This window comes from Parachlamydia sp. (genome assembly GCF_050255895.1).
Classification (GTDB): domain Bacteria; phylum Chlamydiota; class Chlamydiia; order Chlamydiales; family Parachlamydiaceae; genus Parachlamydia; species Parachlamydia acanthamoebae.
Genome location: NZ_JBFWIR010000009.1, coordinates 23281 through 38058 on the forward strand (window position 1 = coordinate 23281; position 14778 = coordinate 38058).

Below are 14778 nucleotides of genomic sequence, written 5' to 3' on the forward strand. Positions count from 1 at the left end.
GTTGCCTTTAATTTTCTTTGATTTTTTGATTAAACGTATCGACAATTTCAGCGTATCTTTGAAGGTCTTCTTTTTTTATCAATGGTTGTATGATGTCATTAAATAAAACAGTGAAATATCCCTTTCTTGGGACAGGAAATTGTGTTAATAAAGGCTCCTGAAAATCATTATGATGATAGCGACCGTTTGGCCAAAAAGTTTGATGAGCACCTAACCGAACTGGGATGATTTTTCTTTGAAGTCCTCTTATTCCTTCAATCGCATCAAGCCACATTTCTTCTTTTTGACCGCAGAGACTGTTTTCAGATTTCGCTTTATGTAATGAGTCTGTAGCAATTACCACAACAACTTTAGGTAGTCCAGATCCATTTAGGTATGAACCTTGTAAACGAGCAGGAGATTCTGATTTTTCCAAAGCTTCAGCTATCGTATTTGCTTTAATTGAGGCTACTTTAAGATCATCAGCCAAATCTTTGACCCATACCTTGTCAAGTTCTTTTCCTCTTTCCCATGGGGCAATGTCAACACATAAGAGTACGTCGTTTCTCTGAAAAAATTTACTACCCTCGCTAAGCAATATCTTAATCTTATTTAACGCCTCTTCTTTGGCTAGTTTGACCTTGGAATCTTTTCTCATATCCAAAAATTCGTAGAATGCAGGATCATCAGGTGGTGTTTGTGCTTGTAAAAAGCAGTCATAATGGTAATTGACTTCTTTTTGCAGAAGAGGTTTCACTGTGTGAATTAACTCGACCTGAATATCTTCATCATCAGTAACAAAATATTTTAGTTTTTCAAATGTATGAGCTGTCAATGAATTTATTTGGGATTTTAATTCTATTGCACTTGAATTTGTGGGAAATTCTTTAATCGTTTGAAATATTGATAGGCATACTTTTTTTAATTCTACTAGAAACTCTTTATCCTGAGTAGTCGAACAGGATTTTGCCAGTTCATCTATTTCAGAAAGCGTTGTCCGAGATTTTTCCCGCATCTTAGCTTTTTTTCTCTCAATCCCATCTCTATCTGCTCGGTTTTTGATATCTAATGCAGTGAAACTATCACTAAATCCTAATCCTCCGGGGCGTACAAACATTGACATTGCTACCTCTCTCATGTTGTAATCTCGACTTTGTACAAGTATTGAACTCATCAACGTCGATGTAAATTTAATGCATCGGCGAAATAATATTAAAACGCCTTATTTCTGAATAGAGCCAATATAAGTAGGGAACAATTGGAGAGAAAGTGTTTTGATCGAATGCCCACAAAAAGGTGAGAAGAGATTTTAGTGTTTATTCGAAAATTGAAAAATGTTTAATAATTGTCTCTTTTTAGTATCTATTTGCAAAATACACCAATTCGAATTTTTTTAATTCAAACTGTAAATGACGATCTAAATGAATTGATCAATTTCATGATTAACGTTAAGAGAAGGGATCACAAATTCTTGAAAGGCGTTTTTAGATCCAATTTCTTGAAGTATTGGAATCTCGCCTGGGAATTCAATCAAGAAATTTGCTTGAAAATTTAGTTCAATTGTACGGAACATCGTGATGTCTGGATGAGTTTTAAATCACACATTTTAAGTTTGGTATGGAGCTACTCTCAAGCCGATTTTCAAGGTTAAGTGAAATGAATTTAAATGAAAAAGTTGTGATTTTCAATTATGCTGCCCCTGCAGGGCGGATCGACTTTTTGGATGGTTTTCACATTGAAGAAGTTGTTAGAAGATGAGGAGATATTTCCTAAGAGAAAATAAAAACAAAGGAATTTGGGAAAGATGGGGGCGATTGGACGGCTTCAGAACTTTTGATTGGGTTGGAATGAAGGAAAAACTTCACGTTTTGACCTGCTTAGCTAGTGGTTAATTGCCAGTTTTATGCGTACAAGGGCTTTATTCCTTCTTAGGGTGACTGAATTTGTTTCTTTGTTTGGAACAAATTCTGGTTTTCTTGTGGGAAGAAGTAATTTGAAATATTTTTGATAGGGCGTCCTGCAGTCCTGGATAAATAATCAAGAATTAGCCCTATACCTGTAGCAAGAGCAAATTGATTGTCTTTTTCAGTAAAAAGATATTCATATGTTGAGCTACCTTGTAAAAAACGGTTCCCAGCTGGATCAATACGGAATTTATTTTCAGATACTGTAGGAGCCAGGAGGAAGCCGCTGGCACTCAAGATAATATCAATTTGAGCCTTATCATACAGAGGTGCAAGAGCACTTACCTTGCTAGGGTTATTAAATCCATCTGAACAATCCGCCGATAAAATCCCTAGAAGAGGATTTGTATAGAAACCTCCGCATAAATCACCCAATACGAATCCTCCTGGTAAAATTCTCAGCTGGTTCGTTTTATCTAAAGCAGCCTGTTTTTTTATTTCATCCAGATGATTTAATGATTTATGAATCGACTGTGAATCGCTTTGGGTAAAACTGAGCTTAGATTTTACTTCAAAGACTCCTACGACTGCTTCGACTGGTATTACATCGAATTGAACTTCGGTATTTTCGGCAAGCATTAAAGAGTGAACAACGTTAGTATCTGCGATAATTATGTCGCATTGACCGGAAATTTTTTGAGTATCCCCATTCCATATGTGACCAGAAGTAACGTAGAAGCGTTTAGGGAGGATTTGTCGTAGCAATGAGCGAAATCCACTCTCTATAAAATCCCCACTAGCTCTGATATTTCCAATTTTGTGCGCGAATAAATGATGTTTTACAAGAGCATTGAGATTATCTTTAGCTGCGTTGAAAATGGTCTGACGATCAGGAGTGATTTTTTTTTTAATTTTTTTAGCCATTCAGCTTACCTATGAAAAATTAGTGGTTTTTAAATGCAATAATTATGTCACTTCTTGGATTCTTGAATCGTTTTATTGCTTGAATACGCGTAAAAAGACCGAGCGTTTCGACTGTACCGCCTGAAAATCCAAACTGCTCTAAGTCTTTTGCGAATTGAGTGGAGTGGTCGGTACCTTTGTCGTTTATGAATCGAGAAGTTGGCTCAAAGATGATAAGAATACCGTCGAGTCGCAGTGTTCTTTGAGCTTCTTTTAGATAGTCTGAGAAGTTTTTTCCCATTAAAGATAAGGAAAAGAGAGCTACATCTAAAATTTCGTCTTCAAGTGGGACGTTAGCCAAATCGCATGCGATGACGTTATCATTGATCGCAATGTGATCAAATGAATAGATGGTGTGCGTACCGTTTATCGCTTCAGCTAATTTGGCTTCTCCACATCCAAAATCCCCGATTTTGTAGTTAAAACCTGTGCGTTCTCGGCACCAATTTGGATGATCGAAATCATCTTGAGTGCGGTGGTGCATGCCAATCTTTTCCATAACATGCCTAGAGCACATATTACCCATAGTCGAGAATGAAACAATTTGATCTAACCTAAGAGTTTCAAATCCGTATTTTAAAGCGGCTTTTGCACCTTCTGTTGCATAACCTTTTCCCCAATGGTTAAAAGCAAGTCTCCAGCCTATCTCAACTGCTGGCGTAAAATGTGCTTGAAAATAGACGTCTTCTAGACCAATAAAACCGATGAATTCGCCAGTTTCAATTAAAGAAGCAGCCCAAAAGCCCCATCCACACCTGGCGATATGATCGGAGGCAAGTTTGACGGAATGGTCACTTTCTTCACGGCTCAAAAGGCCAGGAAAAAACTCTCGAACTCTAGGATCAGCATTTAGAGCTGCAAATGCTGTCAAGTCAGAGTCTTGCCAAGGGCGTAAAATCAACCGCTCTGTTTTAACTGTCACGTATGACTCCTCGCTTCAATTGCAACCAGCTGCTTGGATTTGGAGTTTGTCTAAGAAATGATTCAATTCATCAAAAAACTGGGATGGTTGTTCGATGTAGGGAAAGTGATCACAATCATCTAATACAACGATTTCAGATTGAGGAATCGCATCTTTTATCTCTTGGGCTGTCCAGACAGGTACAATATCTTGCTTGCCATGAAGGATAAAAGTTGGCACTGATAGCTTTTTGAGGCTTGGAAATAGGTCAATATTTGGTCGGAGCCAGGATGTCTTTGACATCTCTTCCATTACTTTAAAGCCGCTTTGTCCAGATGCTACGCTAAAATTCAGACTTAAATCTTTAATGTCCTTAGGATTGTAAACATAAACAGAAAACAATTTTCGGTATAAATCTGATATTTGCATGGCGTTTAATTTTTTGAAGTCTTCGTATGCAAATAGAGGCTTGATATCATTATGAATATTTTTAGTTCTCGCTCCAAATTCATCTATGAAAGCTTTTTGTCCTTTGTAGTCCGCAGGAGCGCTATTCAATAAGATTAGTCCAATTAAATGATCTTGGTGGTCAACAGCGTATTGCATTGCAAGCAGTCCACCCCATGAATGTCCCATTAAGACAAATTTATTGAGGCCAAGCGATTTGCGTAAGTCTTCTAAATCCTCAACAAACTGATGAATATTGATATGGTCTTCATCCAATGGCGTTTCAAGAGACTTTCCTGAGCCGCGTTGGTCATAAAAGATTAACTTATGATTTGCAGCTAGCTGTGATAGCTGGGGTTGTAAGTATCCATGATCCAAGCCAGGACCACCGTGAACAACGATTATTGGAATACCTTGACCAATTTCATTATAATACAGGCAGCCATCCTTGACCTTAACAAAGCTTTGCTGTTGTTGCGCCACATTTGATTTTGGGGTTTGTTCGTTTGCAAAACCTGTAAACCCTAACCCTAATAATAAGAGAGCAAATATTGACTTTGATAAAGCCTTCATTGGTTGGATTCCTTCTATATATTTTTTTTAACTCTTCTCTTTTACGGAAGGTCATTATGCCAACATCTCAGTTAAAATTCATTCTAAACCAGCCAATTTGTCTAACGGCTGTTAGACTTTTTTGTTTTGGTCTTTTTCGGTTTCTTTTGGCTTTCGGGGACTGTGCTTAATTCGGCTTCAATCTCTTCAACTGTGGGCAGGCTTGACTTAAGCTTTTTTGGCAGCTTTTCAACCACTTTCACTTCAAATTCTGCCACCCCAATAGGTCGATTAAAGTTCCTTAAAACGTACTCAGCAAAGATATTGTCCTTTGTCTTGCATAAGATAATCCCAATACTTGGTTGATCATCACTACGTTTAAGCTGATCGTCTACAGCCGAAAGATACGCACTCATTTGTCCAGCATCGCGACTATCGAATTTTCCTCCTTGATAGAAAGTCCGAGGGCTTCTGCCGCACAAAATTGAGCATTTGGCCTGCCATTTAATATCTCTCCAACCAAGCCTTTTAAAATTTCTGCTGTGGTGTAAATATCAATTGGGTAAGCTGTAGGTGGGTTTTCTTTTGCTATTTTGCCATTGATTAGCTTCATTTCTTCAGGAAAAACTTCTTCAATACATCCTCGTTCATCAAGTGGATAAATCTCCTCTCTTAAATATGAGATTAGAGAACGAAGAGAGCGCCACTTAACTGATTTGCAATACCTGTCTTCATGAATTTCGGATGAAATTCTTTCTAGATAATCTTTTAGAGTTTCTTCTTTCGTTGGGGGTTGAATAATTAGTTGAGGATAAATTTGAATGTCCCGGTTTAGGTTCCACCATCCTTTGTAGTGCGGTAAAGCCAATTCATGCATTGCATCAACAATAGGTGCAGTGCGATCAAACCGACCGAAATGATCATATAGATCAGCAAATATCCAACAACAGGCCTCTTTACGAGGCCATGGGTCCGTGTCTTCATCTCCAAAACCAGAAGTCCCTGCAATATTTTTACCTAATGCCTTCCACATTTCTTCTTTTTTCTTCATTTGAGATAAGAAACCGCGTAAAATCTCTTTCAATGGTTCAAGCTCTTTGTTCATTCATAGCTCCGACATTGAGATTTTTGGTGATGCCTTCGGAATACTTTCTTACAAGATCTGCTTCCAGATGTGTGTAGCGTTGGAGCATTTGTAAAGTCCGATGCCCCATAGCTGTGGCAAGCTCAAGATTGGAGGCTCCTTGCCTTGCTGCTAAGGTGGCAAAACTATGCCTGATGTCGTGAAAACGTAGATTGATGATACCCGCACGAGCTAAAGCAGCTTGCCAAGGCTTCTTGATATCAATCTCGCCAAAAGCTGTCTTGCTTGCAAAAACTAACTGCTTGTGAAGATCTTTAGCCTCATGCAGCTGTTTCAACTCCTCAATAACCTCATCTACTAAAGGAACACTTCTTGGTCGGCCATTTTTAGTTTCTTTCAAGTGTGCAAGCTGGTTCTTGAAGTCTATTTGATCCCACCTAAGCTGTAAGATTTCTCCCTGTCGCATACCTGTTGTAATGGCCATCAAAACAATGCAATAGAGGTAGGGATTGCTGCTCTCTCGGCAAGAGTTGATCAACCGTGATGCTTCATCCTCTGATAAGATGCGATCTCTTCCTTTAGATTCTTTTAGCTTGATCAGGTTGAAGCAAGGATTCTCATCAATCCAGCGCAGCCGACGACAGGCATAAGTTAAGCAAGAAGATAGCGCCGCAATATAGCGGTTGACCGTGGCAGAGGTGCGCTTTTTGCCTTTAAGGGTTGGCATATCTATGAGTCGCTGTCTTTCCTTGGATAATAGTTCTGGCGTGACATGAACAAGCGCATAGCCAGAAAGTCGTTCTTTCCAGTAGTTCATATGGCGGATAGCATCTCTCTGTGCTCTTAGATGCTCTAATGTACCATCAGATATATAACGCTGAACAAGATCAGCAAAAGTACGGTGGGTGTTAACTCGGTCAAACTTGAACTGTCCTATCTTGATTTGGCGTTCAACTTCTTGTGCCCAATCCTCAGCCTCTTGCTTTCTGTCAAAATGATTGCAGACGGTAGGGTAGCCTTTTAAGCGAACAACTGCACGCCAGTGGCTAGTTCCATTTTTATTTTTACGTTTTTGTATTGAAGCCATTTGCTCAAACCTCTTGATGTTTATGGTCTGAGCGGTTGGATCGTGTGTGTTAAGATTGTTTTTTGTTAAACCGCCCTTGCACCGCAATGACAAATCTTAACTTGAAAAGGCTTGAATATCAAGCTTAATCGTGCTCACACGTATTAGAAAAAAGTGGGGGCGATTGGACGGGTTCAGAACTTTTGACTGGTCTGGAATGAAGGAAAGACTTCACACTTTGACCTTCTTGGCTACTGGTTAATTGCTAGTTTTATAGAGAAGAGGTGGGCTGGATCGCGTGCTCAACGGTTTCTTTATACAGGAGGTGTTGTTCTAAACAAATAACTTTGCACGAGTAAACAGGATTGAGCCGCCAGTCCTTAACCTCTGATTGAAGTTTTTCTAGAACATTGCGGAAAAGCTTTAACCGGTTGAAAACATCAGTTGAGTCATCCATTGTTAAGACAGTAATGGGAGATTGTCTGAGCTCCCCATTTTCTACTTCTATATATCCAAGAATAGCTCGATCTAAATAAATACAATCAGCGAGGTCGCCTCTTTTTCGAGTTTGATGTTTCTGTCTATACTCTTGCAGCCATATCACATCTGGTTGAGTTAATTTTTTTTCATATTGCCGGATCGTAGATAGGTACATCGCTTCGGCGAGTCGGAAGAAATTTAGTTGGACGCCATAACTCAAAACAGCGTGATGTATGCTAGCCATCATGGGTTCAAAAAGTCTTAATACTAAATCTGGCTGGCTGCTTATTGAGACTTCATTAAATATAGTCCGAAGAATTGTGGTAAGTAACTGCCAAGCAAGGTGTCGACTAATACTATCATGCATATCCTGAGGATGATTTTGAAGATTTTCCAAGTATGAATCAGAAATGATTCGGTCCAAAAATTTAGCTCCTTCTCCGGGAAAATGACTAAGGTGATCTTTGTGTTGGGTAAGTAAAGCTTGAGGGTTGATCTCAGGAAGAGCCTTGCATGCGGAGAAACATTGGACAAATGCATTATCCAAGACTTTATTTATGTCGGTAATTTCAACAGATTTTGTCTGGCGAAAGAGATCAATAATAGAGCTTTTAATGGTTGGGAGTAATGTAGAGGATGTTTTTTCAAGAATTTTTCCAAGCCCAATGAATTCTAAGAATAAAAAAATGTCTGTTGCAAAGCAGTTTCTGCGATCCTCCAAAGAGAACCCTCTAGAGTTCATTGTATCTAAAAAACTATTCCAGAGATTGCCCTTAGTATCTTTACACAAAGTGTTTAGTAATCCATTGTCAATAAAAATTCGATCAACCATTCAAAATCATCCTGATAGGATTTCAAAGAGAAGCAGTCTATTGTATGATGATAATCCTTGTCAATATTGATAAGGTGTAATCAGATCATCTATTTTTAAATGAGATGCTTATGTCATTTCTCGGGTTCTTGAAGCGCTTTATTGCTTGAATGCGGGTAAATAGACCAATTGTTTCTACTGTGCCACCTGAAAATCCAAACTGTTCTAAGTCTTTTGCGAATTGGGCGGAATGGTCGGTACCCTTGTCGTCTATGAATCGAGAGGTTGGCTCAAAGATGATAAGAATTCCGTCGAGGCGGAGTGTTCTATGGGCCTCTTTTAGATAATCGGAGAAGTTTTTACCCATTAGAGATAAGGAAAAAAGGGCTACGTCTAAGATTTCATCTTCCAGTGGGACACAAGCCATATCGCATGCGATGACGTTATCATTGATGGCGATGTGATCAAATGAATAGATGGTGTGCGTACCATTTATCGCTTCAGCTAATTTGGCTTCTCCACATCCAAAATCTCCGATTTTATAGTTAAAACCTGTGCGTTCTTGGCACCAATGAATCATCTCTTCATAGGGAATAACAGTCCAAGATTCTCTTGCGGATCGATAGAGGTGATGGTAGTGATGCCATTCTTCGGGATTTTCTTTTAATCGGGTGTGTGTTGTAGCACTGAGACTCACATTCCATAGTTGGTTTAGTTTAGAGAGGTCGCCATATTTTGCTAATCTTCTTGTTTCCTCGGATGGAGAATCTACAAATGGGGAGATTAGTAGAGAAGAGCGTTCGATCATATTTACCGATCCAGAGGAAAGCCGTTCAAGCCAATCTAAGAGATATTTGGTTGTTTGCTCAGGAGTTTGTAGATGTCCTTCAGGAATAACACCATCCACTGCTGCGCTTGCAACGTCTTTTTTCCACTTAATTCTGCTGAGTTTTGACTCCTCCCATGACCAGCGAGTTCCATTAATATGAGCGTATGTAATAGGAAGCACTATAGTGACGGAACTGGATTGCTGTCCTTGTCTAGCAATCCTACCAGTAAGCTGTTCGTATTCAGAGCTTGTCCAGGGCAAGATATTAACGATAAGTTGATCGCAGACGTTTTGTAGCCCGTCTATACCCGTTGCGATGGCAGAAGAGCCAATAAGAATGTTCACATTTCCTTTTAGAAAAGGTTCAAGCCCTGTTTTATCTTCACCGGTATAGAATCCCACAACGTGTCCATCAGCTCGAAGAGTAGAAGCTAGTTTTTCAGTGATGCCCTCAACATAGTGGGTGTAGATAAGGGTTTTCTTCCCAGTAGAGCAGTTTTCCCTGATAATAGGCAATCGAGCTTCTGTGAGCAGCTCATCGATATCATAGGGAGGAGTATTTTTTCCAAGGGCCCGGATTTTCTCAATATATTGAGAACAATCCACTTCAATCCGTTTTTCAACGAATTCTTGAGCATAGTTGTGCCTCCATCGATAGCCATGAATGACTAATTGTTGGTGCAGTTTGTGACAATTAGGGATGGTTGCCTTGGTTTCGAGTTCAGGGTATTGGACCCCTGTTATCATTTCTAAGAGGCTTTTCCCCTCTTGGAGGTTATTAATGATGGGAGTAGCGGATAGACCGAGCACTCGCAGATTAGGGTTTTGTTGTCGTGCTAGTATGATAAGAGTTGTAAGAAGTTCTCTACGAAGAGAGAGATTTTCCTTTTTTCTCTGCTTTGCGTAGTGAATTTCATCAATGATAATCATATCGATTGAATTTTGATCTATTAACTTGCGGATGAGGGGAGACGCTTCAGGCTTTTGTAATTGTTCGTAATTAATAATGAGGTATTTATGAATATCATGTGCTTGCCACTCAGGGGAAAGTGTTTTGATTTGTACTTTGCTATCTGGGAAGATGGAAACAATTTCATCAGCCCAACCACGACCTGTTTTTGAGCTTCCTACTACAGGGTTTGGACAGCACACAATAGTAAGACGGGCATTAATGGCACGACTGGCTAATATGGCAGAGAGAGTTTTCCCAGTTCCCGTGCCGCTCCAATTTCCAAGTCCAGTTCTCTGTTTTAACTGCGAAGCTATAAGAAGTTGCATTAGATTGGGTTGTGTAAGCTTTCCCTTAATGCGGAATGAATAGTTCTTAGGCAATTCAAGATTTTCTGCTGCATCTAAGTCGGCTAAGAACCTATCTCTTACTCGTTCGGAATATTCGGTACCTCTGAATGTTTGAGCTTGTTCACGAGCTTGTACCTTATTTTGAAAGGCATGTTGCCACAATTGGGTTGTTTTAGAAGCCAAAAGGAATTCAATAGCCTCGCTATCCATGGATACCAATTGAACTGCTCTATCTATTGATTCTAGAGATTGATGAGTGTTAATGATGGGTAAATCTGACTCGGTATCCAAAAGAATTTCGAGGGGATTTTCTTCAGGATTAACTGTGACTTGATTGATATCATCGGAATTTAAGCTATCAGCTAGTGTTGCACAAGAATTTATTTCACCATTAATAAATTGGTCGGCGAGTGAATCCTGACCAGCAGAGAATTTCTCAAGCTCTTCGTGAGGAAAGCGCCCAGTTGTTATTGCTTTGATTAAATCTTTTGCGCGACCAGTGCATTTTAATATGCCTGCCTGTTGAAAAATCATGTAGCGTTCAGCAGGAGTGAAAAATTCGATGTGATTAATAAGCGATTTTACAAAAATTCGTAGAACTTCAATAGTGGTGCCACCGTTGCATAGAGGGCATCCGGTACCATCAGGTTTTGTGCGGTCGATTATCTGAGCTTCCCATGCATGACTAGGGTTTTTCAAACATTGCCACCATACCTTGTCATTAGACCCAGCAATAAGTTGTTCTGCAGTAAACCCCTCATTTTTTGTTGGATGTAATTCCTTAGCAATAAGGGGATATAGAGAGGCAAGAGAGTTAGTGACAGATACCTTCTTATTAGCGCAACAAGGACAGTTAGTCCCGTTAGGTTTTGTTCGATCCGCGGGACGAGCCTCCCATTCATGATCAGGACCTTTGGGACATTTCCACCAAAGTTTTTTATGAGAACCTGCTACGATTTCTTCGGCAATAATTCCGTTATTTTTTGTTGGATGTAATTGCGCAAATATTTCAGGGTGTATTGCTTTGAGAGTGTTTGTTAAAGAAGGTTTCAAACCAGCGCAATGAGGACAACCAGATTTATTACTTGTTCGTTCATTTGCTGTTGCCTCCCATTCATGGTCTGGACCTTTGTCGCATTTCCACCAATATTTTACTGCAGAACCCGCAAGCACTTTATCAGCTGTAAGACCATTATTTTTTGTAGAATGGAATTGATTGGCAATTTCAGAATATTTGGCTTGAAGAGAGTTGGTAATAGATAATTGTCGCCCAGAACAACAGGGACACCCTAAATTATTAATAGCCCGATTATAAGGTGTTTCATCCCATTCGTGGTCGGGTCCATTAGGGCATTTCCACCAAATTTTTCTACCCGATCCGACCGTCAATTGATTTGATTGTAATGAACCATTCTTTGTAGGATGAAATTGCTTTGATATTTCAGGAAATAGAACAACCAAAGAATTGGTCGCAGATACTTTTTTCCCGGCACAGTGAGGGCAATTCCTTTTTCCAATAGTTCTTCTAGATGGCGTTTCTTCCCATTCGTGATCTGGACCTTTGTCGCATTTCCACCAATATTTTTTTGCAGAACCAGATGGAATGTCATTTACTTTCGTTTGTCCGTTTTTTGTTGGGTGGAATTGTTGTGCGATATTTGGAAATAGAATTAAGAGAGAATTAGTGACGGATACCTGTCTCCCAGAGCAACAGGGACATCCTTTTCCTGACACCCTGCTATAAGCAGCTGCTTCCCATTCATGATCAGGACCCTTAGGACATTTCCACCAAAGTTTTTTATGAGAGCCTGCAGCAACTTGATTGGGCAATAGAACTCCATTTTTTGTAGGATGCCATTGTTCTTTAAGTAGGGGGAAATCACCGATAGTTTGTTTAGCAGTTGTTCCTGGTTTTTTTTTCGAGCTCATTCTTCAGCTCCTATATTGATGAAGGCATCGTCGTATGCACTTAAGTTCATCCCTGTAAGATGGCGCTCTGATGTGGTATTCCATTCAGCTGAGAATAAGTTATTCATTTTTTGCCATGCAAATTAAAAGTAGAGTTAATTTAAAATTTTTAATTTCACACTATTAATGAAATTAATTTGTAATAATACGCAATAATACACGCAATGATGATCTTTTTCAATTCTAAAGGGATTTGGAAGAGGGATTTGGAAGTGCCCCCAAGGAATAGTTCGTGGTTAAAGATTGATCCAAGAGAATTGATATCGTAGTATTATTATACGTTGATATATGCTTTTTTTTAAGTTAGTTTATAGATTTCGGATAAAATCAGGTTAAATTTATATGGGCGGGATAGGCAGCGGAAAGGGAACGAGACGTAAAGCATGGCGAAGCAAAAAGAGATATATCATCAGCCTGCCAGAAATGCCAGTCTCCAAATTGATTCGTGCACAGAGAGGCGATCCCAATAATCAATTTATTTTGGGTAAGCTGAAGTGTGAAATTCATCCATCTTCGATCCATTTGGAACACGACGAAAAACTCCCTCTTGACGTTTCAGAGATCGAAATTAGTGCCTTTCCATGCCACTACGGTGGTTATCGCTACTATGCCCTTTGTCCTGCATGTAACAAGTGTGTGAGGTCCCTATATGTTCTTGATGGGACAATTCCAGTTTGTCGTGTTTGTTTAGGCATGGTGTATTCGAGTCAAAATGCCACCTTCTCCTATCGGTTGTATAGAAAACTGCAGTCGGTCAAAAATAAGCTCAATAATGATGCATGGACAAAGCCAAAGTGGATGCGAAAAAAGACATTTGAACAATTGCGAGTGAAGCTTTCTGAGCTTGATGAAAAACGAGAAATCGCAAACTTCTTCAGCTTGCGAAATCATCGATCTGTGAATAAAATACTTGATAAGTATGGGTCTGCGATTGGAGCCGCAGAAGTACTAGGAAGTCGACTTTACGGGAATTTTTGATAACAGAAAAGAAGGCGGTTCTGGTGAGCCGTAACCTTGATGGAGCTCGGAGACTTCTTTCACAAGCTGGTTTGTGTTTACTCCATCTGTGGCTTCTCCTAAGACATTTTGTCCGTTAAACTTAACTTCATAAGTAGAAGGTTTACCAAAGAATATTTTTCTAATTTCGCCACTAAGATTGGAACGCTCCATTAAATCAGCTGCACTTCTAGCAGGTGCTTTTATCATTGTTTCAGCTTCAGCTTTTGAAATTTGCTGAATGAATTGATGTGTAATTGAGGAATCGTTAGGCTTGGCTATCAAGTAGCAGTTGGGTTCTTGCCCTTTCTTCCATTCAATTGCGAACCAAAGTGCTTTGTAATCAAGGTATAAATGGTATTGATAGGGCACATCATTTTTACTTTGATTTTGATATAATTCAGGATCGTGTTTGAACAGCTCCCTAGCTATATGGTTTTCCAATCTCAACAAATGATTTTTGTATCGCTTTAAGGGAAACAAAGATTGTTCAGGTCCCGAATAGTTTCTTTGTTTCATCGCTTGCATTTCATACCAACGAGAGTGTAGTTCCAGGCAAATTATAGATTTTGATCTGCCTAACGGAGTCTCATACTTTAGAGATTTGTCCGTAAAATATGATTTGGAAGTATTCCATGCCCAATGTGCTATGCAAAGATGATGATATACAACCCACAACTCCTCTGATTTTGGATCAAATAACGAAAATCTAGCTTCTTGAAGCTTTGTTATAGCAGGTGCAAACTTTATTCGTTTTACATAATGCTCTTGGATAAGGGTGAATGACGCCATATCTCGCTTCTTCAAGGGAGTTAGCTGATGACGATTCCTAGTTTCTTCCAGATTTATTACTTGTTTATCCCTGGAGGCGATATCTACGAATTCCGCAATTAGAGACCCATGGCCTTTTTCAACTATTTCACAACAAACATCTTTCATGTATTCATGGGCCATTTCATAATCTTTTTGAGCGCAATATCGTTCCTCAATAGCGTTGTTTAGTAATCGATCAATTTTGGATAGACACTTCGAGACATATTGTCCCTTTGCGATTGCACTGTCCTTTATACAAGCGACAAGTTTTTTGTAGGAATCCCGCACTTGTCGCTTTGCAGCGTTTTCTAGCCGAGATATTATAGTTAAATGCTCTTGTTTTTTGGTTTCAAATTGATTTCTAATCGGTTCCAGTAGAGGACATTGTAAAATCAAAGGCATTGTTTCTTTGCAAACGTTACGAAAAAAGCTATATGGATCGGTTTCTTGCAATGCTTCCTTTAGAAAGCATGACAACGGACCGAGAAGAGGTGGCAGCTTTTGAGCTTGATCGTGCATGTGTTTTTACAACTTTTTTACATCTCTATTTAAAATGGTATGTATAGAGATTTTTCTGTAACAGAAAATTACATCTATTTGACGATTTTTCCCTAAGATTTTCCAAAAAAACCCCACCTATTTTGGGAATTTTCCCATTTGTTCCCAAAATTTGTATCTCGCAAGAA

Annotated in this window: 11 protein-coding genes; 1 reads left to right on the plus strand and 10 read right to left on the minus strand. The window is 39.3% G+C overall.

Annotated features, from left to right (window positions below):
- Window positions 1-7 precede the first annotated feature (7 nt).
- The 9 genes from AB7E63_RS02725 to AB7E63_RS02765 all read right to left on the minus strand — a co-directional run bounded on the left by AB7E63_RS02725 (window position 8) and on the right by AB7E63_RS02765 (window position 12244).
- Window positions 8-1102, minus strand: a complete 1095-nt coding sequence (locus tag AB7E63_RS02725; protein WP_144016260.1) for a hypothetical protein — start codon at window positions 1100-1102, stop codon at window positions 8-10.
- Between the two features lie 805 nt (window positions 1103-1907).
- Window positions 1908-2807, minus strand: a complete 900-nt coding sequence (locus tag AB7E63_RS02730) for a DUF6602 domain-containing protein (RefSeq protein WP_428418640.1) — start codon at window positions 2805-2807, stop codon at window positions 1908-1910.
- Window positions 2808-2826: 19 nt separating this feature from the next.
- Complete coding sequence (locus AB7E63_RS02735; RefSeq protein WP_428418642.1) at window positions 2827-3768, minus strand: GNAT family N-acetyltransferase; 942 nt, start codon at window positions 3766-3768, stop codon at window positions 2827-2829.
- A gap of 15 nt (window positions 3769-3783) precedes the next feature.
- Entirely contained in the window at window positions 3784-4767 is a 984-nt protein-coding gene (locus AB7E63_RS02740) for an alpha/beta fold hydrolase (RefSeq protein ID WP_428418644.1), read from the minus strand.
- A 101-nt stretch (window positions 4768-4868) separates the two neighbouring features.
- Window positions 4869-5162, minus strand: coding sequence for a PDDEXK nuclease domain-containing protein (locus AB7E63_RS02745; protein WP_013925212.1), 294 nt, complete (start codon window positions 5160-5162; stop codon window positions 4869-4871).
- Window positions 5159-5851: a hypothetical protein gene (locus AB7E63_RS02750; protein ID WP_428418646.1), complete on the minus strand. Its 693-nt coding sequence runs from the start codon at window positions 5849-5851 to the stop codon at window positions 5159-5161. Before AB7E63_RS02750 ends, AB7E63_RS02745 begins: the two co-directional genes overlap by 4 nt.
- Window positions 5835-6917 carry a site-specific integrase gene (locus AB7E63_RS02755; RefSeq protein WP_013925210.1) on the minus strand — a complete coding sequence of 361 codons (1083 nt, stop codon included), beginning with the start codon at window positions 6915-6917 and terminating at the stop codon, window positions 5835-5837. The genes AB7E63_RS02750 and AB7E63_RS02755 overlap by 17 nt, the downstream gene beginning before the upstream one ends.
- A gap of 250 nt (window positions 6918-7167) precedes the next feature.
- Window positions 7168-8208 (minus strand): hypothetical protein, encoded by a 1041-nt coding sequence (locus AB7E63_RS02760; RefSeq protein WP_428418648.1) that lies wholly within the window; start codon window positions 8206-8208, stop codon window positions 7168-7170.
- An 85-nt stretch (window positions 8209-8293) separates the two neighbouring features.
- Complete coding sequence (locus tag AB7E63_RS02765) at window positions 8294-12244, minus strand: zinc-ribbon domain-containing protein (RefSeq protein WP_428418650.1); 3951 nt, start codon at window positions 12242-12244, stop codon at window positions 8294-8296.
- 381 nt (window positions 12245-12625) lie between these two features.
- Between AB7E63_RS02765 and AB7E63_RS02770 the strand changes: the two genes are divergently transcribed.
- Window positions 12626-13261, plus strand: a complete 636-nt coding sequence (locus AB7E63_RS02770) for a hypothetical protein (RefSeq protein WP_428418652.1) — start codon at window positions 12626-12628, stop codon at window positions 13259-13261.
- Here AB7E63_RS02770 and AB7E63_RS02775 read toward each other — a convergent pair.
- Window positions 13232-14611, minus strand: coding sequence for a hypothetical protein (locus tag AB7E63_RS02775; RefSeq protein WP_428418654.1), 1380 nt, complete (start codon window positions 14609-14611; stop codon window positions 13232-13234). The two genes, AB7E63_RS02770 and AB7E63_RS02775, sit on opposite strands and share 30 nt — an antisense overlap.
- Between the last annotated feature and the right edge of the window lie 167 nt (window positions 14612-14778).

Excerpts from the sequence above, each read along its gene's own strand:
- AB7E63_RS02745 (WP_013925212.1), bottom strand. The coding sequence starts at position 5,162 with ATGAGTGCGTATCTTTCGGCTGTAGACGATCAGCTTAAACGTAGTGAT.
- AB7E63_RS02760 (WP_428418648.1), bottom strand. The coding sequence starts at position 8,208 with ATGGTTGATCGAATTTTTATTGACAATGGATTACTAAACACTTTGTGT.
- AB7E63_RS02775 (WP_428418654.1), bottom strand. The coding sequence starts at position 14,611 with ATGCACGATCAAGCTCAAAAGCTGCCACCTCTTCTCGGTCCGTTGTCA.
- AB7E63_RS02765 (WP_428418650.1), bottom strand. The coding sequence starts at position 12,244 with ATGAGCTCGAAAAAAAAACCAGGAACAACTGCTAAACAAACTATCGGT.
- AB7E63_RS02740 (WP_428418644.1), bottom strand. The coding sequence starts at position 4,767 with ATGAAGGCTTTATCAAAGTCAATATTTGCTCTCTTATTATTAGGGTTA.
- AB7E63_RS02725 (WP_144016260.1), bottom strand. The coding sequence starts at position 1,102 with ATGTCAATGTTTGTACGCCCCGGAGGATTAGGATTTAGTGATAGTTTC.
- AB7E63_RS02770 (WP_428418652.1), top strand. The coding sequence starts at position 12,626 with ATGGGCGGGATAGGCAGCGGAAAGGGAACGAGACGTAAAGCATGGCGA.
- AB7E63_RS02755 (WP_013925210.1), bottom strand. The coding sequence starts at position 6,917 with ATGGCTTCAATACAAAAACGTAAAAATAAAAATGGAACTAGCCACTGG.
- AB7E63_RS02730 (WP_428418640.1), bottom strand. The coding sequence starts at position 2,807 with ATGGCTAAAAAAATTAAAAAAAAAATCACTCCTGATCGTCAGACCATT.
- AB7E63_RS02750 (WP_428418646.1), bottom strand. The coding sequence starts at position 5,851 with ATGAACAAAGAGCTTGAACCATTGAAAGAGATTTTACGCGGTTTCTTA.